Below are 24,454 nucleotides of genomic sequence, written 5' to 3' on the forward strand. Positions count from 1 at the left end.
TGGGCCGATGAGGTTTCCCCGGCGCCGCACGTTGCTGTTGGCCAGCCTGGCTGCCGCCAGCTTGGCCCTGGCCGCTGACGCGCAGGCTCCGGCCCCAGCTCCCGGTGCCGCCGATGCCTTGACCGGCCCGCGCGGGCGCTTGGGACGGGACTGGATTGGGGTCCGGCAAGTCGCCAGCACCACCCCGATCCTGGTCATGGCTGGCCACGCTGACTCCCAGGCCATTCCGGGATCCGGGACCTCCGGCTACTCGGTCGATATCCGTGGTGCCAAGCCCATGCAGCAGGGCATCCGCGACGAGCTCTATTGGAATCTGGAGGTCGCACGCCGTGTCGTCCAGCTGGGCCGTCAGCGGGGGTTGAACATCCGCTTCTATGACCCTCCGGCGCGCACGATCGTCGATGGCGATGATCCGCGTACGAATTGGAGCGTGGGCAAGGCCCATGCCGCCGCCGGCGGCTACGCGATGGAGATCCATTTCGATGCCTATGGCCCCGATGGCATCGGCTCGGGGGTCATCCCGGCCCTGCATCGCCCCTTGAGCTCCCTGGATGAGAGCCTCGCGGTCGCCTTTGGCGGCTATCCCCTGCGCTTTCGAGGTGGATTGGGTGGTCCCAAACGGGGCATCACCCTGCTGGAGATCGGGAAGCTCGAGGCTCCCCTGGAGCCTGCCCTGCGCAATCCCCGCAGCCGTGATCAGGCCTTGGCGGTGATCAGTGAACGGGTTGTGGCTGCCTTGGAGGCCGGCTTGGGCCGCCACCGCTTGGTGGCGGCTCCACCTCCCGTCTCAGCTCACGGCGCCGTGGGGCTGGCAGCGACCAACCAGTGAGTCATCACCCAGCCAGTTCTGGGGCTTGGTGAACAGATCGGTCAGCAGGGCCTCGCGGCTGCCTTCCTCGGCTTTGTAGCCGTACTCCCAGCGCACCAAGGGGGGCAGGGACATCAGGATCGACTCGGTGCGGCCGTTGGTTTGCAGGCCAAAGATCGTGCCCCGGTCAAACACCAGGTTGAATTCCACGTAGCGGCCGCGGCGATAGAGCTGGAACTGACGTTCCCGCTCGCCGTAGGGGGTGTGCTGCCGCTTTTCAGCGATCGGCAGATAGCTCGGAAGGAAGGCGTTGCCGCAAGCGCTGGCCAGGTTGAAGAGCTGCTCCCAGCTCTGCTGGATCGGGCCGACCCCTTGTCCTGCGGCGGCAGCCGGTCCCTCGGGGGCCTGGCCCTTGTAAAGCACCCCGCGCGGATCCTGGTAGTCGTAAAAGATCCCGCCCACACCCCGGGTCTCATCGCGGTGCTTCAGATAGAAGTACTCGTCGCACCAGGGTTTGAACACCTGGTAGTAGGCCGGATTGACGCTGTCGCAGGCGTTCTTCAGGGTTTGGTGGAAGTGCTTGGCGTCCTCCAGGAAGGGGTAGTAGGGGGTCAGGTCAGCACCGCCGCCAAACCACCAGACGGGACCGGCCTCGAAGTAGCGGTAGTTGAGGTGAACGGTGGGGATGAAGGGGTTGCGGGGGTGCAGCACCATCGAGGTGCCGGTGGCATACCAGCGGTGGCCCTTGGCTTCGGGCCGTTGATTGAGGATCGAGGGGGGGAGCTCGGTGCCCTCCACCTCGGAGAAGTTCACGCCGCCCTGCTCAAACACCCGGCCGCCTTTGATCACGCGGGAGCGGCCACCACCGCCCTCGGGGCGAATCCAGCTTTCCTCTTCAAAGCGCCCGCCGCCGTCGAACTGCTCCAGGCCAGCGCAGATGGAATCCTGCAGCCCCATCACCAGGGCGCGCGCCCGCTCGCGGGAGTTGGCGGGGGGAGCCTCGAGGGCGACGGCGCCGGAGGTTGCCGAGGTCTCACTCGCCAGCTTGGCCTTGGCACGGGACAGCAGACCCTTCAACATCGATGCTCGCGCCGTGGGGCAGGGGGAATCGGACCACCTTTTCAGTCCGACCCACCGCTGCACAAGTTTTCGAGAGGGTTCGTGATCCCGCCGGGCCCTGACCTTGGGGATGCCTCTCTGGGCCAACGCTTTTAGGATCCGGAGCACCGTGTAATCGCCCGATGGCCAGCGCAGACCAGGCCCTGAAAGAGGCCCTCGCCGCCCTCGAGCCCCTGAAAGATGCCGGCACCGGCCGCAGCCTTCTGGATCTGCAGTGGATCCAAGAGGTTCGGGTCCAGAACAACCGCGTCGTGTTCCAGCTGGCGTTGCCCGGATACGCCAGCTCCCAGCGGGACCGGATCGCCGCCGATGCCCGTGGTGCCCTGCTCCAGCTCGGCGGGATTGATGACGTTCAAATCGAGTTGACCCAGGCGACCCCGCAGGCCCCCTCCCAGGGGGGCGCTCCCATCGGCGCGGCTGGTCATGGAGGCGGTGGTCCTGAGCGCCAGGCCATTCCTGGTGTCAAGCAGGTGATCGCCGTCAGCAGTGGCAAAGGGGGCGTGGGCAAAAGCACCGTGGCGGTGAACCTGGCCTGTGCCCTGGCCCAGCGCGGACTCAAGGTCGGTCTGCTCGATGCCGACATCTATGGCCCGAATGCCCCGACGATGCTGGGCGTGGCCGATCAAACCCCGCAGGTGCGGGGCAGCGGCAACGACCAGGTCTTAACCCCCATTGAGAGTTGCGGCATCGCGATGGTCTCGATGGGCCTGCTGATTGATGCCCATCAGCCCGTGATCTGGCGCGGCCCGATGCTCAACGGCATCATTCGCCAGTTCCTCTACCAAGTCGAGTGGGGTGAGCGGGATGTGCTCGTGGTTGACCTGCCTCCGGGGACGGGTGACGCCCAGCTCAGCCTGGCCCAGGCCGTGCCGATGGCTGGCGTGATCATTGTCACGACACCCCAAATGGTCTCTCTGCAGGACGCTCGCCGTGGCTTGGCGATGTTCCAGCAGCTGGGGGTTCCGGTTTTGGGTGTGGTGGAGAACATGACGGCCTTCATCCCGCCGGATGCCCCCGAGAAGCGCTACGAGCTCTTTGGCTCCGGTGGCGGCCAGTGCCTGGCCGATGAGAGCGGTGTGCCGCTCTTGGCCCAGTTGCCGATGGAATTGGCGGTGGTTCAAGGCGGTGACGGCGGCCGGCCCGTGACCGTCAGTGCACCGGAGTCGGCGACGGCCTCCGCCTTTGCCGCGCTGGCCGCCCGCCTCCCGGTGGCCACGCGCTGATGACGCTCTCGGGCTTCTGGGATCGCCGCCGCGGGGGCCTGCTGTTCAAACGGGATGGACGCCGGCGCCGCTGGTTCGCCGGCGTCGACAAGATCCTGTGGTGGATCCCCCTGGCGATGATTTTTGTCGCCGGCTTCCTGATCGCCAGCACCCAGCGCCAGGCCGGTTACGCCGATTGGTACCAGCACTGGGTGACGGCGGCTGTGGGTTTGGTCATTGCCCTGCTGCTGGCCAAGGTTCCAGTGGAGCGCATCTCTCGCTGGACCTGGCCGATCTATGGCGCCATGGTCGCCAGCTTGATCGCGGTGCGCCTGATCGGGGTGAGCGCCTTGGGGGCCCAGAGCTGGATCAACATCGCTGGCTTCAATGTCCAGCCCTCTGAGTTCGCCAAGATTGCGGCCATTCTTTTATTGGCGCAGGTCCTGTCGCGCCATCCCGTTGAGCGGCCCGTGGACCTGGTGCGGCCGGTGGCGACCATCAGCGTCCCTTGGCTGCTGGTCTTGATCCAGCCCGACCTGGGCACCTCCTTGGTGTTTGGCGCGGTGCTGCTGGTGATGATGTTCTGGTCCGGGATGCCGGGGGCCTGGGTTGTGCTCCTGATCTCGCCGGTGGTCACCTCGGTGCTCGCCGGGGTCGTCCCGTGGCTGTTGGTGCTCTGGATTCCGGCCATGGCTGTTGTGGCCGCCCGTTCGCTGCCTTGGAAACGCCTGGCACCGATGGCCGTAGTGGCCATTCAGGGGTTGTTCGCTGTGGGGACCCCCTGGTTGTGGAACAACTTTCTGCAGCCCCACCAGCGGGATCGCCTGACCCTCTTCCTGGATCCCAACAAGGATCCCTTGGGTGGCGGCTACCACCTGCTGCAGAGCACCGTGGGCATTGGCTCGGGCGGCTGGTTCGGCACCGGTCTGCTCCAGGGCCATCTGACCCTGCTGCGCTTCATCCCAGAGCAGCACACCGATTTCATCTTCAGCGCCCTGGGCGAAGAAACGGGATTTCTGGGTTCGGCGTTGGTGGTTCTGGGCTTTGTCGCCTGGATCTGGCGGCTGCTCAAGATCGCCGGTCAGGCCCGCACGGATGTGGAGTCCCTAGTGGTGATTGGCGTGGGGGCGATGGTGATGTTCCAGGTGGTCGTGAACATCAACATGACCATCGGTCTGGGGCCGATCACCGGGATCCCCTTGCCCTGGTTGAGTTACGGCCGCTCCGCGATGTTGGTGAACTTCATCGGCCTGGGGTTATGCGCCTCGGTGGCCCGGGGCATTAAGCAACCGGCCAAACGCCGCTGATGGGAGTCCTGGGCTGCAGTTTTGAGGCGCTCCGGCGTCAACTGGCCCAGCAGATGCCCGCCGGTCGCTGCGATGAGGACAGCGTGCGCCGGCAGTGGTGGGCCGCCCTGGCCACCCTCCAGGAGGATTTTTTGCTGCCCCTGGGGGCTCAGCCCGGGGTCTGGCTGGCCTCCCCCCTGCCCGCCCTCTACGAACCCTCCCTGTTGCAGCAGTTCCAGGGCTGGGTCTGGGCGCCTTCTGAACTCAAGGACCTGCTGCAGAGCAACGCCCCCTTGCTGCCGGCCGCGGCGGCCAGCCCGTCGGTCAGTGGTGGATTTCAGCGGTTGGCCCTGGAGGAGGCCGATGGAACGGATCCACTGCTGGTGCTGATTACGCCGAAGTTGCAGATGGCGATGGCCCTGGTGGGCTCGGCCCAGGAGCGCCAACTGGTGGTCCGGTTTGACCCGCCCACCCTCTCTGCCGCGCTGTCGCTGTTCGATGAACGCCTGCAGCAGAGCGATCCCCACCAGGGGCAGGCCCTGCGCCAGTCCATCCAGGCCCTGGGTGGACTGCACAACGACGAGCAGCTGGCGCAGCTGTTTTGGCCCCGCCTGGCTGAGCGGCTGGCGGCGATGGCCCCCAGCCTGACCCTGCAGCCCTTGGTGCACCGCAGCAGTGGCTCAGACAGCAGCTCCAGCCCCAGCAGTGAGTTGGCCCTGCTCGAGGCCCTCACCCATGAGGTGCGCACGCCGTTGGCCACGATTCGCACCTTGATTCGTTCGCTGCTGCGGCGCGGCGATCTCACGGAGTTGGTGCGCAAACGCCTGCATCAAATCGATGGGGAATGCAGCGAGCAGATTGATCGCTTCGGTTTGATTTTTCTGGCGGCTGAGTTGCAGCGTCAGCCGGTGCTCGATGAGCCGGCCCAGGCCCTGGCCCGCACCGATCTCGCCCAGCTCTTGGGTCAGCTTGAGGCCGGCTGGCAGCAGCAGCTGGAGCGCCGTGGGCTGAACCTGGAGCTGTTGCTCACGCCGGAGCTGCCGTTCGTCCTCTCCGACCCAGCGCGGCTGGAAACCGTCTTAGGCGGACTGATGGATCGCTTCAGTCGCGGCTTGCCCGCCGGAGCGGTGGTGCAACTGAGCCTTCAGCCCGCGGGGGCCCGGTTGAAGTTGCGCCTCAGTGCTGCGGCCTTGCCCGCGGGTGAGGGTGAGCAGGACCTGCAAGAGCGGGTCGGCCCAGTCTTGAGTTGGAACCCCGGCACCGGCAGCCTGCAGCTGAGCCGTCAGGCCACCCAGCGCCTGTTCCACAGCCTGGGGGGACGGCTCGCGGAGCGCTCTGGAAATGACCTCACGGTCTTTTTCCCGGTGGCCTAAAACCGGCACCAATGTTGACGGGTGTGAAGAGAGCAGCGGCACCCCCAGTTCACCCCAAAACACGGTGCTAGCTTCCGCTTGAAACGGTCTGCGGTCTGCCGACACCCCCTCCGGAACAGCCATGACATTGAGCGGTCAACTCCCGAAGTACATCGGCAGCACCGGCGGTCTGCTCAACGCCGCTGAGACCGAAGAGAAGTACGCCATCACCTGGACCAGCGCCAAAGAGCAAGTCTTTGAGCTCCCCACCGGCGGTGCGGCTCACATGAATGAGGGCGAGAACCTCATGTATTTCGCCCGCAAGGAGCAGTGCCTGGCCCTCGGCACCCAGCTGCGCACCAAGTTCAAGCCCCGGATCGAGGACTACAAGATCTACCGGATCTTCCCCGGCGGTGACACCGAGTTCCTGCACCCCAAAGATGGTGTGTTCCCCGAGAAGGTGAACGAGGGTCGTCAGATGGTGGGCCACAACGCCCGCCGCATTGGTCAGAACGGCAACCCCGCCAGCATCAAGTTCACCGGCAAGAACACCTTCGATTCCTGATTCAGGACCTGCACTGCTTCGAGCAACGGGCGGTGCTTCAACCTCTATAAAGGCGGGGCTAAGCGCCCCGTTTTTTTTGCCTGCCCGTCGTCGTAGTGATGCCCTCCCCTGACCGCGCGACAGTTCTGGCCCAGGCCAAGGCGGGCAGCAATTACATCCCGATCTGGCGCACCTGGCCGGCGGACCTGGAGACGCCCCTGACCACCTGGCTGAAGGTGGGTGCCGGCAGTGACCACGGCGTCTTGCTGGAGTCCGTCGAAGGCGGTGAGCGGATCGGCCGCTGGAGCTTTGTGGTCAGCGATCCGCTCTGGACCCTCAGTGTGCGCGGTGAGTCGGCGGAACAGCGCTGGCGCGATGGACGCAGCAGCGCCCTCAGCGGGAACCCCTTTGATCTGTTGCGGGACACCCTGGCGGCCTACGACGCCCCGGCTGTTCCGGGTTTGCCTCCCCTGGGTCAACTGTTTGGTTTTTGGGGCTACGAACTGATTCGTTGGATTGAGCCCAGCGTTCCGATTCACCCCACCGATCCGGAGGGGCCGCCCGATGGCTGCTGGATGCTCGCTGACAGCCTGCTGGCCTTCGATCAGGTCAAGCGTCAGCTCACGGCCGTGGCCTACGTCAATCTCCACGACGAACCCGACGCGACCGCTGCCTACGACGCCGCGGTCGCGCGGTTGGACGCGCTGGAGCAGCGCATGCACCAGCCCCTGCCCTCCGGGGTGACTCCCCTGGATTGGCGGGATGCCGATGCGGTGGATCTGCCGACCAGCAGCAACCGCAGTCGCGATGAGTTTGAAGCGGCTGTTCTGACGGCCAAAGAGCACATCGCCGCTGGGGATGTGTTCCAGCTGGTGATCAGTCAGCGCCTGGAAACGCCGGTTGAGCGGGAGCCGTTTGAGCTCTACCGCAGCCTGCGGATGGTGAATCCGTCTCCGTACATGGCCTTCTTCAACTTTGGAGGCTGGTACCTGATTGGCTCCAGCCCTGAGGTGATGGTGAAGGCCGAGCCCATGGCCGATGGCAGTGGCCGGGTGAAGGCCTCCCTGCGGCCCATTGCGGGCACCCGCCCCCGGGGACGGAGTGAAGCGGAGGACCTGGCGCTCGAGAAGGATCTCTTGGCCGATCCCAAGGAGCGCGCGGAGCACGTGATGCTCGTGGACCTCGGCCGCAATGACCTGGGCCGGGTCTGTGTGCCGGGCAGCGTCAGCGTCAGCGAGTTGATGGTGATTGAGCGCTACTCCCACGTGATGCACATCGTCAGTGAGGTGGAGGGATTGCTCGATCCAGAGCGGGATGTCTGGGATCTGTTGATGGCCTCCTTCCCGGCTGGCACCGTCAGCGGTGCGCCGAAGATCCGGGCGATGCAGTTGATCCATGCCTTGGAACCCGATGCCCGGGGTCCCTACTCCGGGGTCTATGGCGCCATGGATCTCAGCGGGGCGCTGAACACGGCGATCACGATTCGAACCATGGTCGTCCTGCCCGATGGGGACGGTCGCTGGCGGGTTCAGGTCCAGGCCGGTGCTGGCTTAGTGGCTGATTCGGTGCCTGCGTCGGAATTCCAAGAGACCCTCAACAAAGCCCGGGGCATGCTGAAGGCTCTGGCTTGCCTGGCATGAGCAGCCCTCTGTTGCTCAAGGGTTTTGAGGTCGAGCTCTACACCGGCCGTCCCGACGGGACGGTGGTGGGATGTTCGGCTGAAGTCGCGGCGGCCCTCGAGGGGTTTGTCACCGAGCCCGATTGCCGCAATCTCGAATACATCACCCCCCCTGCGGCCAGCTACGCCACCCAGCTGGCCCTGCTGCTGGAGCCCCGGCGTCGACTGCGCCCTTGGCTGGCCCAACGGGGACTGACCCTGCTGCCGGGCAGCACCTTGAGCACCGGGGATAGCCAGCGTTTTGAGCGCTCAGATCCGAAGAACCCTTATCACGCCTACATCGAGGCCACCTACGGCACCCGGGTCGTGACCGCCAGTGTCCATATCAACCTGGGGCTCACCGATCCGGATCAGCTGTTTGCGGCCTGCCGCCTGGTGCGTTGTGAGGCGGCCTTGCTGTTGGCCTTGAGTGCCTGCTCGCCCTTCGTCGATGGGCAGGTCACGGGCGCCCATTCCCAGCGTTGGCTCCAGTTCCCGCTAACCCCTGAGCAGGTGCCCCTGTTCTTGAACCACGGGCACTACATCGACTGGGTGGAGCAGCAGCTGCAGTTGGGCACGATGCAAAACGTGCGCCATCTCTGGACCTCCGTACGCCCCAACGGTGAGCGGCGCCCCTACGACCTCAATCGCCTGGAGATTCGCATCTGTGACCTGGTGGCGGATCCCCAGTTGCTGTTGGCCCTGACGGCGTTTGTGGAGCTGCGCATTCACCAACTCCTCCGAGATCCTGCGGCCTGCGACCCGCTGCAGGCCAGTGACTTGGATCCCCAAGCCCTGGCAGCCCTTGCCGATGCCAATGATCAGGCGGCGGCGCGCAGCAGCCTGGACGCTGAACTCCGCCACTGGCGTGATGGTGCGCCGATCACGGCCCGCGCATGGATTGCCGCTGAGCTCGCCGGTCTGCAGTCCCTGGCCGGGGAGCTGGGTCTGGCTGAGCTGCTGCTGCCGCTTCAGCAGGTGTTGAGCCAGGGCAACCAGGCGATGCAATGGCTGGAGGCCCATGCCCAGGGCGCGTCTGTGGCAGAGCTGATTGCCTCGGCCGCAGCGGATCTCGAGCAGTTGGAAACCCGTCTTGGTGCGCAAAGCACCATCAACGAGGCAGGCACTTTGGGATGATCATGCAGCGCACCCCTGCCGAAACCGCCTCTATGGGGCCCACCCTCGCCGCAACTGAAGCCTCTGCTCCTGCGGCTGAGCCTCGGGTCACCCGACTCCTTGGCGATCGGTTGGAGCTGGTGGAGGACCTCTGGCAGACGGTGCTGCGCAGTGAATGTCCTGCCCCCCAGGCGGAACGGTTGCTGCGGATGAAAGCGTTGAGCAACCGCATCGACGGCGGCGCTCCCGATCAGGCATCCGAGGCGGCGACCGAGGAGATCGTGCAGCTGATCCGCGACATGGATCTGGCTGAAGCCATTGCTGCCGCTCGCTCCTTTTCCCTCTATTTCCAGCTGGTCAACATCCTTGAGCAGCACATCGAGGAGGACAGCTATCTCGCCAGCCTTCGGCCCCACCACGCTGAAGAGCTGAGCGATCCCTTTGTTCCGCCCCTGGCGAGCCAGAGCTCGCCCGCGACCTTCCGAGAGCTCTTCACCCGGCTGCGGGGCCTTGGCGTTCCTCCGGCCCAGATCGAGCAGCTGCTGCAGGAGCTCGATATCCGGCTGGTGTTCACCGCCCACCCCACGGAGATCGTTCGTCACACCGTGCGCCACAAGCAGCGCCGGGTGGCCTCCCTGATCCAACAGCTCCAGAAGAGTCAGCTGCTGCATCCCGAGGAACGGGACAACCTGCGTCAGCAGTTGGAGGAGGAAATCCGCCTCTGGTGGCGCACCGACGAGCTGCACCAGTTCAAGCCCTCCGTCCTCGATGAGGTCGATTACGCCCTGCACTACTTCCAGCAGGTGCTGTTTGAGGCGATGCCCCAGCTGCGCCAGCGGATTCGCACGGCCCTTGGTGCGAACTACCCCGATGTTCTGCCCCCGAGCGACGCCTTCTGCACCTTTGGCTCTTGGGTTGGATCCGACCGCGACGGCAACCCCTCGGTCACCCCGGACATCACCTGGCGGACGGCGTCTTATCAGCGTCAGCTGATGCTCGATCGCTACTTGGCTGCGGTGGAGGACCTCCGCGATCAGCTGAGTATTTCGATGCAGTGGAGCCAGGTCAGCGCTCCCCTGCTCGAGTCCCTCGAGATGGACCGCCTTCGCTTCCCGGAGGTCTACGAAGAGCGGGCGGCCCGCTACCGGCTGGAGCCCTATCGCCTCAAAATCAGCTACGTCATTGAGCGGCTGCGGCTGACCTTGGCCCGCAACCAGCAGCAGGCGGCTGCCGGCTGGGATGCTCCCCACGAACCGCGGCCGGCCCAGCCCGACTTTGGCAATCAGGGCGCCATGCCCGCTCCCCCCGCACCGGAGCTGCACTACGGAACGGTCGATGAGTTCCGCACCGATCTGGAGCTGATCAACGAAAGCCTGCAGGGCAGCGGCTTGAGCTGTGAGCCCCTGGACAACCTGATCGCTCAGGTCCACACCTTCGCGTTCTGCCTGGCCAGCCTCGATATCCGCCAGGAGAGCACCCGCCACAGCGATGCCCTCGATGAGCTGACTCGCTACCTGCAGATGCCCACTCCCTATGGGGAGATGGACGAGGAGCAGCGGATCAGCTGGTTGATGTCTGAGCTACAGACTCGCCGTCCGCTCATCCCTGCGGCCGTCAAGTGGAGCCCCCTGACGGCTGAAACCTTTGATGTTCTGCGCGTCGTCAAACGGCTGCAGCAGGAGTTCGGCTCCCGCATCTGCCGCACCTACGTGATCTCGATGAGTCACACGGTGTCGGATCTGCTCGAGGTGTTGTTGCTGGCCAAGGAGGCCGGCCTGGTGGATCCGACCGCCCAGCGCTCCGACCTCTTGGTGATCCCCCTGTTTGAAACGGTGGAGGATCTCAAGGCTGCTCCTGGCGTGATGGAGCGGCTGTTTAGCGAGGACTTCTATCGCCAGCTGATCGCGAGCTCCAGCCCCAACGGGCGGCCGCTGCAGGAGCTGATGCTCGGCTACTCCGACAGCAACAAAGACTCCGGCTTCCTCTCCAGTAACTGGGAGATCCACCAGGCCCAAATCGCTCTGCAGCAGTTGGCAAGACGCCATGACGTCTGCCTGCGCCTCTTCCACGGCCGCGGCGGCTCCGTGGGACGGGGCGGTGGTCCGGCCTACCAGGCGATCCTGGCGCAACCCAGCGGCACCCTGAATGGCCGCATCAAGATCACCGAGCAAGGGGAGGTCTTGGCCTCCAAGTACTCCTTGCCGGAGCTAGCGCTCTACAACCTGGAGACGGTCACCACCGCGGTGATTCAGAACAGCCTGGTCACCAGCCACGTGGATGACACGCCGGACTGGAATGAGCTGATGGTTCGGCTGGCGGCGCGCTCCCGCAGCCACTACCGCTCCCTCGTCCACGACAACCCTGATCTGGTCGGCTTCTTCCAGCAGTGCACCCCGATCGAAGAGATCAGCAAATTGCAGATCTCCAGCCGTCCTGCCCGGCGCAAGAGCGGTGCCAAGGATCTCTCCAGCCTGCGCGCCATCCCCTGGGTGTTTGGTTGGACCCAAAGCCGCTTCTTGCTGCCCAGCTGGTTCGGTGTGGGCACGGCCCTGCAGGAGGAACTCAGCGGGGACCCCGGTCAGATGGAGTTGTTCCAGCAGCTCTATCAGCGCTGGCCCTTCTTCCGGATGCTGATCTCGAAGGTGGAGATGACCCTCTCCAAGGTCGACCTGGATCTGGCCCACCACTACGTCCAGTCCCTGGGACGCCCGGAGTCCCGCGAGGCCTTTGAGGAGATCTTCGCGGTGATTGCCCGCGAGTTCGTGCTCACCCGGGATCTGGTCCTGGCCATCACCGGCCATGAGCGTCTGCTCGATGGGGATCCGGCCCTGCAGCTCTCGGTTGAGCTGCGCAACCGCACGATCATCCCGCTGGGATTCCTGCAGGTGGCCCTGTTGCGGCGGCTGCGGGATCAGAACCGCCAGCCGCCCATGAGCGAAGAGGCGGCCCGCGACGACGGCCGGACCTACAGCCGCAGTGAGCTGCTGCGCGGTGCGTTGCTGACCATCAATGGCATTGCCGCGGGCATGCGCAATACCGGTTGAGGCGCGGCGGCCTTGCTTGATTCGCTTCTGATCCCCTTCCGCTCGCAGCCCCAGCCGCCGGCGTTGCCCCTGGGCTACAGCCTTGAGGGTCAGCAGTCCCCCAGTGGGGCAGAACTCAACCGACTGCTCGTGCAGTGCGGGGATCCCCAGCGGCTGGAGGAGCGGCTCGAGCAGGCCCTTTCTCGCAGCGCCTGGCAGTTCAGCGTGCGCAATGCCACTGGTGTCTTGGTCGGTTTTGTGCGAGCGACCAGCGACCTGGCCCTCAATGCCAATCTTTGGGATCTCTCAGCGGATCCACAAGACCCTGAGCAGGCCCAGGTGCTTCGGGTGATCGTCCATGCCGCCATGGCGCGGCTGCGGCGCGAATTGCCCGGATGCAGCATTTCGGTGGCGGCCCCCAGCGTGGCCCTCGAGGCGCTCAAGCAAAACGGATTTGTCGTGGACCCCGGCGGTATTCGGGCCATGGGTCTGCGCCTCTAGGCCACAAAAAAACCCCGCCGCAGCGGGGTGATGTCGGTGACGGGTCTAGGACCTGATCACGAGCATGGAGGGACTCGAACCCCCGACCCTCAGAACCGGAATCTGATGCTCTATCCAACTGAGCTACATGCCCATGCGGCCTGAGCAAGATCTGTTGCTCAGATGGGTCGTGTGCAGGCAGCAGACCACCGTCACCGCCTTACCTTACTGGTCAGACGGCCCCAGAGACCCATTCGGCTGCACCGCCTGGAGCTGCGTCAGTTCCGTAATTACGGAGCGCTGAGCCTCACCCTCGAGGCCCCGCGATTGCTGGTGATTGGCCGCAATGGTGAGGGCAAATCCAACCTGCTGGAGGCGGTCGAGCTGCTCGGCAGTCTTCGCTCCCACCGCTGCAGCAGCGACCGGGATTTGATTCAGCAGGGGGAGCGGCAGGGGTTGATCGCCGCCGACTGTGACGGCGGCGATCGCCTGGAGTTGGAATTGCGCCGGCAGGGGGGGCGGCAGGCCCGCCGGAACGGCAAGGTGCTGGAGCGTCAGCACGAGTTGATTGGTCCCCTGCGCTGCGTCGGTTTCAGCGCCCTGGACCTGGAGCTCGTGCGCGGTGAGCCTGCCCTGCGCCGGCAGTGGCTGGATCGGGTGGTGCTGCAGCTCGAGCCGGTCTATGCCGAGTTGCTCAGTCGCTACGGCCGCCTGCTGCGCCAGCGCTCCCAGCTGCTGCGGCGCGGGTTCCCCCAGTCCCAGCTTGAGGGGCTGCTGGATGCCTTTGACCAGCAGATGGCCTTGATCGGAACCCGGCTGCACCGCCGGCGGCTGCGGGCGCTGCGGCGGCTGGAACCCCTGGCCCAGGCTTGGCAGCACCGCCTCAGCGATGGCCGTGAACTCTTGGGTCTGCGCTACTGCCCCGGCAGTCAGCTCGAGGGTGAGGAGGCGGAAGCCCCCTGGCGGGATGCCCTGGCGGAGCAGTTGCTGCTGCAGCGCCCCCAGGAGTTGCGACTGGGCCAGTGCAGCGTCGGCCCCCATCGCGATGAGGTGGCGATGGAGCTGGGCGGCCAGCCGGCCCGCCGCTATGGATCAGCGGGACAGCAGCGCACCCTGGTCCTGGCCTTGAAGCTGGCGGAACTCGAGCTGGTGCATCAACTCTGGGGCGAGCCACCACTGCTGCTGCTGGATGACGTCTTGGCGGAGCTCGACCCCGGGCGGCAAGAGCTGTTGCTGGAGGCCGTGGGCCAGGGGCATCAGTGCCTGGTGAGCGCGACCCACCTGGGGGCCTTTAACGGCGGTTGGCATCAGGGTTCTCAGGTGGTCACCGTTGAGGCAGGAATGGTGCTCCCTGGCCAGTAAAGTCTTGAACTCTTTGCCTCACGTTGATGAGCCAAGCAGCCTGTCTCCACCCCAACCCGGGATGGACTGGAGCTGAGACCTTCTCCGCTAGCCCCCAAGCACCCAGTGCCACCGACATGGTGGGTAAACACTGCATCCTCGAGCTGTACAACTGCGACGCTGACAAGCTCGACGACGAAGCTTTCATCAGGAACGCCCTCACCACCGCTGCGAAGCGTGCTGGCGCGACCCTGCTCAATCTGATCACCCACCACTTCCAACCTCAGGGTGTGACGGGGCTGGCCCTTCTGGCCGAATCCCATATCTCCATCCACACGTGGCCCGAGTCGGGCTACGCCGCTGTGGACGTGTTCACCTGCGGTGACCACACCATGCCCGAGCGGGCCTGCATCGTTCTGAGCGAAGAGCTCAACGCAGGTAACTACAAGCTCAAGAGCTTCCGCCGCGAGACCCCTGAGGCTGTGGCCGACGCCGAGCGTGAACCCGATCTGATCGCAGCCTGATTGCGATCGAACACCGAGCCTCCCGCCAGCGGGGGGCTTTTTTGTGCCCGTGCACCAGTGGCGTCTCTTGGAAGGATTGGCTGTAATGCCGCCAATCTCGATCTCTCCCCCCATGCAGGAGATCACCTTTGCCATCGAGGCGGCGCTGATCACCGGCGGCAGCTTGGCGCTGTTGACCCTGGCCTCCCGGGTCCCCGCCGCCGCAGATCAGGCGCTCGCCGCTCCCCCCGCGCCACCGAAGCTTGACCACCGTCCCTCCCCGCGCACCCAGTTGGAGGGCCAGACGGTGGTGCAACTGCAGCAGCTGGCCCGTGCCCGGGGGCTCTCCGGAGTGAGCCGCCTGCGCAAGGCAGATCTGATTGAGGAGTTGCTCAGCGCTTGAGGGCCCGGTTGAGCTTTCCGCTCACCAAGCCCTCAAGATCCAGGCTGACGGCGCTGAAGCCCAGGCCCAGCAGGGCCTCCACAACGGCAGTGCGGGTGGGCTCCTCCACCAGGCGTTGCAGGGCTGAGGGGGGCACCTCGATGCGGGCCGTTTCCCCCTGGCTGCGCACCCGCAGTTCCTGAAATCCCCTCTGCCGCAGCCAGGCTTCGGCGGCGCCGACCCGCTGCAGTCGCTCAGCGTTGATGCCTTCGCCGTAGGGAAAACGTGAGGCCAGGCAGGGTTGAGCGGGCTTGTCCCACCAGGGGAATCCCAGGGCCCGCGAGAGGGCACGCACCCCGGCTTTGTCGATCTGCAGTTCCGCCAGGGGCGATGAGACCCCCCGCTCCCGCGCCGCCTCGATGCCGGGGCGATGGTCGCCGAGGTCATCGCGGTTCACGCCATCGAGAACGCTGGCACCGCGCCATTGCTCGTCGAGTTGGCCGACCAGTTCAGCGATCACGCTGTGGAGTTCCCGCTTGCAGGCGTAGCAGCGGTTCTCTGGGTTGCTGCTGTAGGCCGGATCGTTCAGCTCGGCCGTGGGCAGTTCCTGCTGCTGGATGCCCATCCAGGCCGCCTGCTGCTGCGCTTCTGCTCGGAGGTGGGGCGCCAAGGCCGGTGAGATGCCGGTGACCGCCAGGGCGCGATCGCCCAGCTGTTCAGCTGCGATGGCGGCCACCAAGGCACTGTCGACTCCGCCGGAGTAGGCGACGATGGCCGCCGGAAGCGACGCAATGCGCTGCCGCAGGGCCCCGAGGGCCTCCACCAAGGGAGGCTCCAGTTGTTCAACGATGGGGTGCCCTGGCTTCAAAACACTCTCGTTAGGATCCAACGGTAAGAGGCTCGTCGATGGCTCCGCAGGCAACCTCTGCCAGCACTAGTCGCAGCACCGGACGCGGCATTGGGATCCGAACCGCCGCCGATGGCAGCGAGCGCAGTCGCGGCCAGGTTCACGTCTACGACGGCGAAGGCAAAGGCAAAAGTCAGGCGGCCCTCGGGGTCGTCCTGCGGACCATTGGCTTGGGCATCTGCGAGCAGAAGCAGACCCGGGTGCTGTTGCTGCGTTTTCTGAAGGGGCCCGGTCGCTCCTACGACGAAGACGCGGCGATCGAAGCGCTGCAGCAGGGTTTCCCCCATCTGATCGACCAGGTCCGCACCGGCCGCGGCGAATTTTTTGGCGCCGATGAGGTCACCCGCGTGGACGTGCAAGAGGCCCAGCGGGGTTGGACCATCGCCAAGGGGGCCATCGCCAGCGAGCTCTATTCGGTGGTGGTGCTCGATGAGCTCAACCCCGTGCTGGATCTCGGCTTGTTGGATGCCGAGGAGGTGGTGCGCACCCTCTCGGCCAAGCCCGCGGGCATGGAGGTGATCGTCACCGGTCGGGGCGCTCCTCGCTCCTTGGTGCAGATTGCAGACCTCCACTCGGAGATGCGCGCCCACCGGCGCCCCGATACCCCGGCCTTCGAGGAGCAAACCGGTGAGCCGGTCTTGGCGGGCCTCGAGGGGGTTGAGGTCTACACCGGCGAGGGCAAGGGCAAGTCCACCAGTGCCCTGGGCAAGGCCCTGCAGGCCATTGGCCGCGGCATCTCCCAGGACAAAAGCCACAGGGTGTTGATCCTGCAGTGGCTCAAGGGGGGCAACGGCTACACCGAGGACGCGGCGATTGCGGCCCTACGGGAGAGCTACCCCCATCTGGTGGATCACCTGCGCTCGGGCCGGGACGCCATCGTCTGGCGCGGTCAGCAGCAGCCGATTGATTACGTCGAGGCCGAGCGCGCTTGGGAGATCGCCCGTGCGGCGATCTCCAGTGGTCTCTACAAGACGGTGATCCTCGATGAGATCAACCCCACCGTTGATCTGGAGTTGATTCCGGTGGAGCCGATCGTGCAAACCCTGCTGCGCAAGCCGGCTGAGACTGAAGTGATCCTGACCGGACGCTGCAAGCACCCCCCGGCCTACTTCGATTTGGCCAGCGTCCACTCCGAGATGGTCTGCCACAAGCACTACGCCGAACGTGGGGTGGACCTCAAGCGCGGCGTGGATTACTGAGCGCTGACCATGAAAAAAGCCCGGGGAGTCCCCGGGCTGAGGTCTTGCAATCAGTAGCGGGGGACTGAGCTGTCCACCTCTTGGCTCCAGGCATCGATGCCGCCGGCCACGTTGATGCCTTCAACGCCGTGGCGCTTGAGGGCAATCAGGGCCTTGGCGCTGCGGCCTCCGAGCTTGCAGTGGACGTAGAGCTGCTTGCCGTCGGCCAGCTGCTTGATCCGCTCCACGGCGGTTCCGTTCTCGATGTGGTCGAGGGGAATCAGCTCGGCTCCTGGGATGACCGCAATCTCCGCTTCGGGCGGGTTGCGCACGTCGATCAGCACCATGCCGGAGGTGTCCCCATCCAGCAGGGTCTTCAGTTCGCTGACGCTGATGCTTTCGACGGAGCCGGCTTCCTCTTGGCCGGGTGCGGTGCCGCCGACCCCGCAGAACTCCTGGTAGTCGATCAGCTTGTCGATCACCGGGCGCTCCGGGTTGGGGCGCAGCTTGAGCTCCCGGAACTTCATGCCCAGGGCATCAAACAACAGCAGGCGCCCGCTGAGGGTGGTGCCGATGCCGGTGATGATCTTCACCGCCTCGGTGGCCTGGATCACGCCGATGATTCCGGGCAGAACGCCCACCACGCCGCCCTCGGCGCAGGAGGGAACCATGCCCGGCGGCGGGGGCTCAGGGAAGAGGTCGCGGTAGTTGGGGCTTTCGGCATCCAGGTTGAACACCGTGGCCTGGCCTTCAAAGCGGAAGATCGAGCCGTAGACGTTGGGCTTGCCCAGCAGCACGCAGGCGTCGTTCACCAGGTAGCGGGTGGGGAAGTTGTCGGTCCCGTCGCAGACGATGTCGTAGGGGCGAACGATGTCGAGGGCGTTCTCGCTGCTGAGGGCCGTCTCGTAGAGATCGACCTGGCAGTGGGGGTTGATCTCGAGGATTCGCGCCTTGGCCGATTCGATCTTGGGTTTGCCGACCCAGCTGGTGCCGTGGATCACCTGGCGCTGCAGGTTGGAGTGATCCACCACGTCGAAGTCGACGATGCCGATGCGGCCGACGCCAGCCGCAGCCAGATAAAGGAGCAGAGGGGAGCCCAGTCCGCCGGTGCCCACGCAGAGGACAGAAGAGGCTTTGAGCCGCTTTTGACCCTCCATGCCCACTTCCGGCAGGATCAGGTGGCGCGCAAAACGGGCCACCTCATCGGGGCTCAGCTCGATGCCGGTGGTGTCAAGGGGAAGCATGGAGTGCCGATCGCTTTCCAGCTCCCTACTTTCCCAAACGCTGGTCCCCTGCGGCCAGCCCCTGTCGCAAAGGCAATTCACGGGGCTCGCAGGCGTCGTCATCCCCGGACAGCCACCAGGCCCGCCAGCGCTCGTTGCCCAGGCCTGAGGCGATCACCATCAAGGTGGGCCCAAAGCAGAGCTCCCGGTCGGTTTGGGACGGGATGGCGGCGCTGGTGGGATGGCTGTGGGCTGAACCGATCACCTGGAGCCCATGCTCCCGGGCCCAGCGCTGCGCGAGCAGCTGCTCGCGGGGATCAAGCAGGAAGCGGTGGTCCCGTTCCCGGGCCGGTTCCCAGCGGTTGCAGCAGGGCCAAACCCGATGCAGCTCCAGGCTTTTGCCCTTGGTTTTGCCCAGCAGGAGAGCACAACCCTCTTCCGGCAGGGCGGCGTTGAGGGTGCGCTCCAAAACCATCAGCCAATGACCATCAACGCGCAACTGGTCTGGCGCTTGGGCAGTCACCCGGATACCTTGTGTCGAGGTTTTTAATCCAAGCCCATCCTGATGACCGACGACAGCAACGATCTGAAGGAATCGGCAACTCCAGCTGCAGAAGAGGCCGGCGCGAATTTCACCGAGCGCTACACCGAGGTGCTCTCCAAGGTCAACGAGACCCTGGACAAGGTGGACTGGAACCAGATGGGCCGCATCGGTAAGGGTGTGGGCGTTCTGGTGATCGTGATCGTCGCCCAGGTCCTGATCAAGGGCGTGCTGGACACCATCAACCTGCTGCCTGTGGTTCCTGGTCTGCTGGAGCTGCTGGGCCTGGTGGTCGTGGGTCAGTGGAGCTGGAAAAACCTCACCACCAGCGACAAGCGCACCGCCGTGATCAACAAGGTCCAGGGTCTGCGCAAGGAATACCTGGGCTGACTCAGTCCCTTACGGCCAGGTGTGCAGGAGCGCGGTGATGCTGGCGGCACTTTGCTGCCAGTAGCCACCGCCAAAGAGATTGGCGTGGTTGAGCAGGTGATACAGGTTGTAGAGCTCGACCCGCCGCTGGTGGCCCGCTTCCAGGGGCCATTCCCGTTCGTAGCCGTTGAAGAAGCTGCGGGGGAAACCGCCGAAGAGCTGGGCCATGGCCAGATCCACCTCCCGGTCCCCGCGGTAGACGGCCGGATCAAAGATGGCGCCGCCGCCGCCCTGAAGTAGCGCAGCGTTCCCGCTCCAGAGGTCGCCGTGGACGAGGGAGGGCTCAGCTGGGTGCTTCGCGAGCCAGAGCGGTACCCGCTCGAGCAGGGCCTCGGCTCCAGGAAGCGCGTGTCCTGAGTCGGCCGCCCAGCTGAGCTGGGGCCTGAGGCGCTGCTCGGCAAAAAACGCGCCCCAGGTCTCTCCCCAGCGGTTGGCTTGGGGGCCAGAGCCAATGAAGTTGTCGCGCTCCCAGCCGAAGCGTCCGTCATGGCCAATGAGGCTGCCCCGGTGCAGCTGGGCCAGTCCGGCCCCTAGGGCCTCCCAGGCCTGGGCTGGATCCGTTGGCGTGCCGAGCTCCAGCCAGTTCAGCAGCAACACGGCTTCGCCGCCGGCGAGGCCCAGGCCGCAGGGCCGCGGAACGCGCAGGCTCGATTGCCCCTGCTCGATGGCCCTGGCCAGGGCCTCCAGCCCCTGGGCTTCAGCCTCGAGCACCGGCAGCAGTTCGGCGCGGTTGGTTTTGGCGAAGAGCTCCTGCCCATCGGCCAGGGCCAGCCGCCAGGCGCTGTGGATGCAGCCTCCACCCACCGGTGAGCGCTTCAGCAGCCGGGCCCCGCTGGTGGCCTCGATCCAGTCTGAGAACGCCTGCGGGATGGCCACGACGCGGTGGAGGGAGGGGCGCTGCCAGCATGCCGCGATGGGCAAATCCTGTGATGTTGCAGTCGTTGGAGGGGGCATTGCCGGCCTGACCGCAGCCGCACTGCTGGCCGCAGAAGGCCTGCAGGTGGAGTTGCTGGAGGCCCACAGCCAGACCGGTGGCTGCGCTGGAACCTTTCGCCGTGGTCCCTACGTCTTTGATGTGGGGGCAACCCAGGTGGCGGGGTTTGAGCCGGGGGGGATCCATCAGCGGCTGATGGCCCATTTCGGTGTCCCTCTGCCCGAGGCCACTCCCTTGAATCCCGGCTGCAGCGTGCAGCTCAGCACCGCTGAGGAACCGGTGCACCTCTGGCGGGATCCCGAGCGATGGCGCCAGGAGCGCGAGCGCCAGTTCCCAGGAAGTGAACGGTTTTGGGCCCTCTGTGCCCTGTTGCACAGCAGCAATTGGGCCTTCGCCGCCCGTGATCCGGTGCTTCCGCCGCGCACGCTTTGGGATCTGCGCCAACTGCTGGGGGCCCTGGGGGCCGGCACCTTGGCCAGTGGCCTGTTCACGACCGCCACGGTTGCCGATTTGCTGGTGCTCAGCGGCTGCGCGGGGGATGCGCGCCTGCGGCGCTTCTTGGATCTTCAGCTGCGCCTCTATTCCCAGGAGCCCGCCGACCAGACGGCGGCCCTCTACGGGGCCACGGTGTTGGCGATGGCCCAGGAGCCGCTTGGGCTTTGGCACCTCCACGGTTCGATGCAGCAGCTCTGCCAGGCCCTTGAGCAGGTCCTGGAGGCCAGGGGGGGGAGCCTGCGCTTGCGCCATCGGCTGAGCCAGATGCGCCCTGGCGGCAGTGGTTGGCAGCTGAGCGGTGAGGGGCCAGGCCAGAAGCCCTTTGCGCTGGAGGCGGCTGATGTGGTCTGTGCGCTGCCACCTCAGACCTTGCCGGCTCTGCTCGGAGAGTCCCTGCCAGCGGCCTATGGCCGTCGCATCGCCGGCTTCCCGGATCCATCGGGTGCCTTGGTGCTCTATGCCGCGGTGGATCGCGATCGCCTGCCCAAGGGACTGGGGCTGCATGCCCAGCTGGATTGGCAGGACCCCGGCAGCGTCTTTCTCTCCTTCAGCGCCGAGGGCGATGGACGGGCCCCGGCGGGGCAGGCGACCTTGATTGCGAGTGTCTTCACCCCGGCTAAGCCTTGGTTTGATCTGCCTGAGCCTGAGTACCAGCGCAAAAAACAGCAGGCGATGGCGGGGATCCAGGCGGCGCTGGAGGCCTTCTTGGGTCTGAGGCTGGAGGACTACCGCCATGCTGAGCTGGCTACCCCGCGGGGGTTTGCGGGCTGGACGGGCCGACCCTTCGGCTTTGTCGGTGGCCTGGGCCAGCACCCGAGCCGCTTTGGTCCCTTTGGCTTGGCCAGCCGGACTCCCCTGGCGGGGCTTTGGCTCTGCGGCGACGCGATTTATCCCGGTGAGGGCACCGCTGGGGTGAGCCTCTCGGCCTTGATGGCCTGCCGCCAGTTACTGCAGAGCAAGGGGCGCTCCCTGGTGCTCAGCAGCTAGAGGAATTCAGGTCGCAGGGCCTGGCAGTGCACCAGCTCCTGCTGCAGGGCCTCCCACTGCTCTCCCTCCACCAAGCTCTGCAGCTGTTGCAGTTGCCGTTGGTACTGCTCCAAGGCGCTGAGGACGGCGGCGCGGTTCGTGCGCGCCATCAAGGTGCCCAGTTCGGGATTGCCGCCGCCGATGCGGCTGGTGTCGGCGAAGCCGCTGGAGGCCAGGGCCCGCACGAGGGCTGGGGCCGCGGTTCCGCCGCTGTCGGCGCTCTGCAGCAGCGCGGCACTGACCAGGACAGGCATGTGGGAGATCAGGGCCACGGCCTGGTCATGGGCCGCGGCGGGGCACTCCAGCCAGTGGGCGCCGATGCTCTCCGCCAGGCCGCGCACTGCCGTCAGCGCTTCTGGATCGGTCTCGGCTGTGGGGGTGGCAACCCAGGGACGCCCTTGAAAGAGACCGGCAAGGCCCGCTTCCACCCCGGCTTGGGCCGTCCCCGCCATCGGATGGCTCGGCACGAAGCGCCGGTGCAGCGATGCCCAGCGCTCCTGGATCGGTTGCTTGACCGATCCCACATCCGTGATCACGGCGTCGGCCGGCAGGGCCGCCACCAGGCTGGGGTCTGGTTCCAGCAGGCGATCCAAGGGCAAGGCCAGGATCACCAAACCGCAGTCCTGCAACACCGCCGGATCGGTGTCGATCCTCTGGGCCAGCCCCCGCTCCTGGGCCCGCTCGGCGGTGCTGCGGCGATGGACCAAGGCCCGGACCTCGAGTCCCTGGGCTTGCAGATCCAGGCCCAGGGATCCGCCGATCAACCCCAGGCCCACGATCCCGATGGGTCGCTCTCGCCAGTGGGTTGTCATCGCTGAACAGTTGTCTCGTCCCAGCTTCCTACGATTCCCCGATGTTGGAAGCCAAGGCCCACCAACAGCTCAAGGCGCTCCTCCGCCTGGAGGGGGAAACCCGCTGGCCCCACCACCTCACCTTGAGCCGGTTGGTGGCCCGCAGCCTGCGGCGCTCGGATCAGACCTTGGTGCGTCTGGCCCCCGGCAGTGATCCCAGCTGGCTGCTGGGCCTGTTGGTGCCCTTGGCTCTCAACAACAGCCCCGTGGCGTTGGTGGTCAGCCCGGCTCTGCGCCAGCGTCTGTTGACGGTGGAGTTGCCCCGGCTCCAGGCCGTTGGCTTGAACCTCCCCTGCTGGGAGGGCACGACGGCACCGGAGTCGGCACCGCTCTGGCTGCTGCAGCACGACGCCTTGGTGGCGGCCTGGCGCAGCGGTCAACTGGCGGATCGCCAGCTTGTGGTCCCGGAGGGGGAGCTGCTGCAGCCGCTGCTGCGCCAAGCCCTGGAGGTGGTGATTGAAACGGAGCACTGGGAGCAGTTGCGCCGCAGCCTTCCCGCCGCTGCCCCCAGCCTGCTGCAGCTGCATGAACGCTTGAGTCGCCGGCTGTTGGCCCGGCCCTGCGGTCCCCATCAGCGGGTTCCCATCACTCCAGATGATGAGGCCCCCTTGCGGCAGTTGCTGGGGGTCCTGTCTCCCCTGCCGGAGCCCTGGCCCCAGTGGCTTTCCGTCGCGGGCGAGGACTGGACCAGTTGGGCCTCGGTCAATCCAACCCTGCTGCAGTGGACCCTGCATCGCCAGCCCCTGGATCCCTGCACCGTGATGCCCGGGCTCCTCAGCGGCCGTGGCTTGGTGGTGGTTGGCCCCTGGCCGCAACCGGCCCCTTCAGGACTCGGGATTGAGCCCCAGGTGGAGGTGAGCCTCGCGGATCCGCCCCTGCTGGATCCCTTGCCCCTGTTTGCTCCCCAGGGGCAGGCCCTGCCGAATGCTCCCCACTACCCCAGCCATCTGCTGGATCAGTGCCGCCGCTTGGTCTTGGGGCAGGCCGGCCTGACGGTGGTTGTGCTTGATGACGAGGGGTTGAGGCTGGGACTGACCAGTGCCTTGGCGGCGGAATTCGGCAGTCGAGTGGGCCATGAGCTCACTGCTCCTGAGGCCAATGGCGTCCTCTGCTGCAGCTGGAGTTGGTGGCTTGAGCATCAACAGCGATTGCCGTTGCCCTGTCAGCTGATCGCGGCCACCCTGCCCATCTCGAGCCTGGAGGACCCGCTCACGGCGGCTCGGGTGGCGGCTCTGCGGCTGCAGGGTCGTGATTGGTTCCGGGAGCTGCTGCTGCCTGAAGCCCTGGGCCGACTGCAGCGCTCGATTGCTGGTTTACGGCGCAACGGCGGTCGTCTGGCCGTCCTTGACGGCCGCTTGAGGCGCCGGGGTTGGGGCCGTCAGGTGCTCGAGGCCCTGGAGCCCTGGGTGGCCCTGCATCGACTGCTCCCCAACCCGTAAGTGGCCGAGTCCCCGTAGCCTGACCGCGCCGCGCAGCACAGCAGCAATGGGAGAGGCCAAGCGTCGCTCGGAACAGGGTCTGCCCCCCCGCGAGAAGAAGAGCGAGAAGGCCAAGGACACCTCACCGCGTCTGGCTCCTTGGCTGCCCTTGACCCAGCGCCAGGGTGAGCAGTTCGTCTCCGTCACCACCCGTGGCGCCTGGATCGGCATTGGTGCGCTGGTGCTCTTCTGGCTGACGGTGCGCTTCCTCGGCCCCGCCTTGGGCTGGTGGACCCTGGCCGACGGTTAATCGTCAGGGGGCGAACATCCTTGCTCGCGCAAATCTGAAGAAAAGATTAGGATCGATTTATTCTTGAGTTGCGGCGGTCATGTTCGCGCGCCTAGCTGAGCAGTACCGCTCCGTTGTTGAGGACTTGGTGATGAGCCTGCGTGCTCTTGCTGAGGGTCTGCAGCGTCAGGGAATTGCCGCCACTTGCTATGTCTGCGGCGATGGTCAGGACGGCCACGGCGCATCCTTCGTCGCCAGCTTGGGCGATGAGCACATGGTGCGCTTTTTGGTTTCGGATTTCGGCATCAGCTGGGTGGAGTCCCGCAACGGCCATGAGCTGGTGAAGCTTG

Annotated in this window: 24 protein-coding genes and 1 tRNA gene; 18 read left to right on the forward strand and 7 right to left on the reverse strand. The window is 66.0% G+C overall.

Annotation, left to right across the window (positions count from 1 at the left end; all coding sequences use genetic code 11):
* Positions 1-7: 7 nt before the first annotated feature.
* Positions 8-829 carry a dehydrogenase gene (locus QZ184_RS02505; RefSeq protein WP_296418005.1) on the forward strand — a complete coding sequence of 274 codons (822 nt, stop codon included), beginning with the start codon at positions 8-10 and terminating at the stop codon, positions 827-829.
* Here the strand turns inward: QZ184_RS02505 and hemF are convergent.
* Positions 788-1,888 (reverse strand): oxygen-dependent coproporphyrinogen oxidase, encoded by a 1,101-nt coding sequence (hemF, locus tag QZ184_RS02510; RefSeq protein WP_363155083.1) that lies wholly within the window; start codon positions 1,886-1,888, stop codon positions 788-790. The two genes, QZ184_RS02505 and hemF, sit on opposite strands and share 42 nt — an antisense overlap.
* A gap of 161 nt (positions 1,889-2,049) precedes the next feature.
* Between hemF and QZ184_RS02515 the strand changes: the two genes are divergently transcribed.
* The 8 genes from QZ184_RS02515 to QZ184_RS02550 all read left to right on the forward strand — a co-directional run bounded on the left by QZ184_RS02515 (position 2,050) and on the right by QZ184_RS02550 (position 12,608).
* The gene (locus tag QZ184_RS02515; RefSeq protein WP_296418007.1) at positions 2,050-3,150 is read left to right on the forward strand and encodes an Mrp/NBP35 family ATP-binding protein; all 1,101 of its coding nucleotides are present in this window, start codon (positions 2,050-2,052) and stop codon (positions 3,148-3,150) included.
* A complete protein-coding gene (gene rodA / locus QZ184_RS02520) occupies positions 3,150-4,436 on the forward strand; it encodes a rod shape-determining protein RodA (protein WP_247479663.1) in 1,287 nt (428 codons plus the stop codon). Before QZ184_RS02515 ends, rodA begins: the two co-directional genes overlap by 1 nt.
* On the forward strand, positions 4,436-5,788 hold the full coding sequence (locus tag QZ184_RS02525) for a sensor histidine kinase (RefSeq protein ID WP_296418010.1): 1,353 nt from the start codon (positions 4,436-4,438) through the stop codon (positions 5,786-5,788). Before rodA ends, QZ184_RS02525 begins: the two co-directional genes overlap by 1 nt.
* Positions 5,789-5,909: 121 nt before the next feature.
* Complete coding sequence (locus tag QZ184_RS02530) at positions 5,910-6,332, forward strand: photosystem I reaction center subunit II PsaD (RefSeq protein WP_185186211.1); 423 nt, start codon at positions 5,910-5,912, stop codon at positions 6,330-6,332.
* 98 nt (positions 6,333-6,430) lie between these two features.
* Positions 6,431-7,951, forward strand: a complete 1,521-nt coding sequence (locus tag QZ184_RS02535) for a chorismate-binding protein (RefSeq protein ID WP_296416095.1) — start codon at positions 6,431-6,433, stop codon at positions 7,949-7,951.
* Entirely contained in the window at positions 7,948-9,105 is a 1,158-nt protein-coding gene (gene gshA / locus QZ184_RS02540) for a glutamate--cysteine ligase (protein WP_296416096.1), read from the forward strand. The genes QZ184_RS02535 and gshA overlap by 4 nt, the downstream gene beginning before the upstream one ends.
* Before the next feature lie 32 nt (positions 9,106-9,137).
* Positions 9,138-12,128, forward strand: coding sequence for a phosphoenolpyruvate carboxylase (gene ppc, locus QZ184_RS02545; RefSeq protein WP_296416120.1), 2,991 nt, complete (start codon positions 9,138-9,140; stop codon positions 12,126-12,128).
* A 12-nt stretch (positions 12,129-12,140) separates the two neighbouring features.
* Positions 12,141-12,608, forward strand: a complete 468-nt coding sequence (locus QZ184_RS02550) for a hypothetical protein (RefSeq protein ID WP_010314864.1) — start codon at positions 12,141-12,143, stop codon at positions 12,606-12,608.
* A gap of 59 nt (positions 12,609-12,667) precedes the next feature.
* On the opposite strand, the gene QZ184_RS02555 is transcribed toward QZ184_RS02550, so the two are convergent.
* A tRNA-Arg gene (locus QZ184_RS02555) sits at positions 12,668-12,741 on the reverse strand.
* Between the two features lie 29 nt (positions 12,742-12,770).
* On the opposite strand from QZ184_RS02555, the gene recF reads away from it, so the two are divergent.
* From recF to QZ184_RS02570, 3 genes are all read left to right on the forward strand, one after another.
* Entirely contained in the window at positions 12,771-13,949 is a 1,179-nt protein-coding gene (recF, locus tag QZ184_RS02560) for a DNA replication/repair protein RecF (protein WP_296418012.1), read from the forward strand.
* 26 nt (positions 13,950-13,975) lie between these two features.
* Positions 13,976-14,452 carry an adenosylmethionine decarboxylase gene (gene speD / locus QZ184_RS02565; RefSeq protein ID WP_010314867.1) on the forward strand — a complete coding sequence of 159 codons (477 nt, stop codon included), beginning with the start codon at positions 13,976-13,978 and terminating at the stop codon, positions 14,450-14,452.
* Between the two features lie 112 nt (positions 14,453-14,564).
* Complete coding sequence (locus tag QZ184_RS02570; RefSeq protein ID WP_010314868.1) at positions 14,565-14,834, forward strand: Rho termination factor N-terminal domain-containing protein; 270 nt, start codon at positions 14,565-14,567, stop codon at positions 14,832-14,834.
* Here QZ184_RS02570 and larE read toward each other — a convergent pair.
* A complete protein-coding gene (gene larE / locus QZ184_RS02575) occupies positions 14,824-15,639 on the reverse strand; it encodes an ATP-dependent sacrificial sulfur transferase LarE (RefSeq protein WP_296418024.1) in 816 nt (271 codons plus the stop codon). The genes QZ184_RS02570 and larE overlap by 11 nt on opposite strands.
* A gap of 80 nt (positions 15,640-15,719) precedes the next feature.
* On the opposite strand from larE, the gene QZ184_RS02580 reads away from it, so the two are divergent.
* Positions 15,720-16,919, forward strand: coding sequence for a cob(I)yrinic acid a,c-diamide adenosyltransferase (locus QZ184_RS02580; protein ID WP_010314872.1), 1,200 nt, complete (start codon positions 15,720-15,722; stop codon positions 16,917-16,919).
* A gap of 50 nt (positions 16,920-16,969) precedes the next feature.
* On the opposite strand, the gene moeB is transcribed toward QZ184_RS02580, so the two are convergent.
* Together moeB and QZ184_RS02590 are read right to left on the reverse strand one after the other, a co-directional pair.
* Positions 16,970-18,142 carry a molybdopterin-synthase adenylyltransferase MoeB gene (gene moeB / locus QZ184_RS02585; RefSeq protein ID WP_010314875.1) on the reverse strand — a complete coding sequence of 391 codons (1,173 nt, stop codon included), beginning with the start codon at positions 18,140-18,142 and terminating at the stop codon, positions 16,970-16,972.
* Positions 18,143-18,167: 25 nt separating this feature from the next.
* A complete protein-coding gene (locus tag QZ184_RS02590) occupies positions 18,168-18,644 on the reverse strand; it encodes a M67 family metallopeptidase (RefSeq protein WP_296416097.1) in 477 nt (158 codons plus the stop codon).
* 42 nt (positions 18,645-18,686) lie between these two features.
* Between QZ184_RS02590 and QZ184_RS02595 the strand changes: the two genes are divergently transcribed.
* Positions 18,687-19,052 (forward strand): CAAD domain-containing protein, encoded by a 366-nt coding sequence (locus tag QZ184_RS02595; RefSeq protein ID WP_010314878.1) that lies wholly within the window; start codon positions 18,687-18,689, stop codon positions 19,050-19,052.
* 9 nt (positions 19,053-19,061) lie between these two features.
* Here QZ184_RS02595 and QZ184_RS02600 read toward each other — a convergent pair whose 3' ends face one another.
* Positions 19,062-20,012 (reverse strand): fructosamine kinase family protein, encoded by a 951-nt coding sequence (locus QZ184_RS02600; RefSeq protein WP_296418015.1) that lies wholly within the window; start codon positions 20,010-20,012, stop codon positions 19,062-19,064.
* On the opposite strand from QZ184_RS02600, the gene crtD reads away from it, so the two are divergent.
* Positions 20,005-21,507 (forward strand): C-3',4' desaturase CrtD, encoded by a 1,503-nt coding sequence (crtD, locus tag QZ184_RS02605; protein WP_296416099.1) that lies wholly within the window; start codon positions 20,005-20,007, stop codon positions 21,505-21,507. The two genes, QZ184_RS02600 and crtD, sit on opposite strands and share 8 nt — an antisense overlap.
* On the opposite strand, the gene QZ184_RS02610 is transcribed toward crtD, so the two are convergent.
* Positions 21,504-22,358, reverse strand: a complete 855-nt coding sequence (locus QZ184_RS02610; RefSeq protein ID WP_296418017.1) for a prephenate/arogenate dehydrogenase — start codon at positions 22,356-22,358, stop codon at positions 21,504-21,506. The genes crtD and QZ184_RS02610 overlap by 4 nt on opposite strands.
* Before the next feature lie 41 nt (positions 22,359-22,399).
* Here QZ184_RS02610 and QZ184_RS02615 point away from each other — a divergent pair, with 41 nt between their 5' ends.
* From QZ184_RS02615 to QZ184_RS02625, 3 genes are all read left to right on the forward strand, one after another.
* A complete protein-coding gene (locus tag QZ184_RS02615; protein ID WP_010314899.1) occupies positions 22,400-23,836 on the forward strand; it encodes a helicase in 1,437 nt (478 codons plus the stop codon).
* A gap of 46 nt (positions 23,837-23,882) precedes the next feature.
* A complete protein-coding gene (locus tag QZ184_RS02620; protein ID WP_296416102.1) occupies positions 23,883-24,125 on the forward strand; it encodes a DUF2839 domain-containing protein in 243 nt (80 codons plus the stop codon).
* A gap of 79 nt (positions 24,126-24,204) precedes the next feature.
* Positions 24,205-24,454 (forward strand): DUF1815 family protein (locus QZ184_RS02625; protein ID WP_296418020.1); only part of this gene is annotated, 250 nt, incomplete at its 3' end.

Origin of the sequence: Vulcanococcus sp. DEBay_Sum22DG08_74 (assembly GCF_017852955.1) — a bacterium.
Lineage (GTDB): Bacteria > Cyanobacteriota > Cyanobacteriia > PCC-6307 > Cyanobiaceae > Vulcanococcus.

What these genes read in the sequence shown, in the direction of transcription:
- QZ184_RS02595 (WP_010314878.1), top strand. Translation starts at nt 18,687, where the DNA reads ATGACCGACGACAGCAACGATCTGAAGGAATCGGCAACTCCAGCTGCA.
- QZ184_RS02580 (WP_010314872.1), top strand. Translation starts at nt 15,720, where the DNA reads ATGGCTCCGCAGGCAACCTCTGCCAGCACTAGTCGCAGCACCGGACGC.
- hemF (WP_363155083.1), bottom strand. Translation starts at nt 1,888, where the DNA reads ATGTTGAAGGGTCTGCTGTCCCGTGCCAAGGCCAAGCTGGCGAGTGAG.
- crtD (WP_296416099.1), top strand. Translation starts at nt 20,005, where the DNA reads ATGGGCAAATCCTGTGATGTTGCAGTCGTTGGAGGGGGCATTGCCGGC.
- ppc (WP_296416120.1), top strand. Translation starts at nt 9,138, where the DNA reads ATGGGGCCCACCCTCGCCGCAACTGAAGCCTCTGCTCCTGCGGCTGAG.
- QZ184_RS02530 (WP_185186211.1), top strand. Translation starts at nt 5,910, where the DNA reads ATGACATTGAGCGGTCAACTCCCGAAGTACATCGGCAGCACCGGCGGT.
- QZ184_RS02515 (WP_296418007.1), top strand. Translation starts at nt 2,050, where the DNA reads ATGGCCAGCGCAGACCAGGCCCTGAAAGAGGCCCTCGCCGCCCTCGAG.
- QZ184_RS02620 (WP_296416102.1), top strand. Translation starts at nt 23,883, where the DNA reads ATGGGAGAGGCCAAGCGTCGCTCGGAACAGGGTCTGCCCCCCCGCGAG.
- gshA (WP_296416096.1), top strand. Translation starts at nt 7,948, where the DNA reads ATGAGCAGCCCTCTGTTGCTCAAGGGTTTTGAGGTCGAGCTCTACACC.
- QZ184_RS02610 (WP_296418017.1), bottom strand. Translation starts at nt 22,358, where the DNA reads ATGACAACCCACTGGCGAGAGCGACCCATCGGGATCGTGGGCCTGGGG.
- QZ184_RS02505 (WP_296418005.1), top strand. Translation starts at nt 8, where the DNA reads ATGAGGTTTCCCCGGCGCCGCACGTTGCTGTTGGCCAGCCTGGCTGCC.
- QZ184_RS02525 (WP_296418010.1), top strand. Translation starts at nt 4,436, where the DNA reads ATGGGAGTCCTGGGCTGCAGTTTTGAGGCGCTCCGGCGTCAACTGGCC.
- moeB (WP_010314875.1), bottom strand. Translation starts at nt 18,142, where the DNA reads ATGCTTCCCCTTGACACCACCGGCATCGAGCTGAGCCCCGATGAGGTG.
- QZ184_RS02535 (WP_296416095.1), top strand. Translation starts at nt 6,431, where the DNA reads ATGCCCTCCCCTGACCGCGCGACAGTTCTGGCCCAGGCCAAGGCGGGC.
- speD (WP_010314867.1), top strand. Translation starts at nt 13,976, where the DNA reads ATGAGCCAAGCAGCCTGTCTCCACCCCAACCCGGGATGGACTGGAGCT.
- rodA (WP_247479663.1), top strand. Translation starts at nt 3,150, where the DNA reads ATGACGCTCTCGGGCTTCTGGGATCGCCGCCGCGGGGGCCTGCTGTTC.
- QZ184_RS02570 (WP_010314868.1), top strand. Translation starts at nt 14,565, where the DNA reads ATGCAGGAGATCACCTTTGCCATCGAGGCGGCGCTGATCACCGGCGGC.
- QZ184_RS02615 (WP_010314899.1), top strand. Translation starts at nt 22,400, where the DNA reads ATGTTGGAAGCCAAGGCCCACCAACAGCTCAAGGCGCTCCTCCGCCTG.
- recF (WP_296418012.1), top strand. Translation starts at nt 12,771, where the DNA reads ATGGGTCGTGTGCAGGCAGCAGACCACCGTCACCGCCTTACCTTACTG.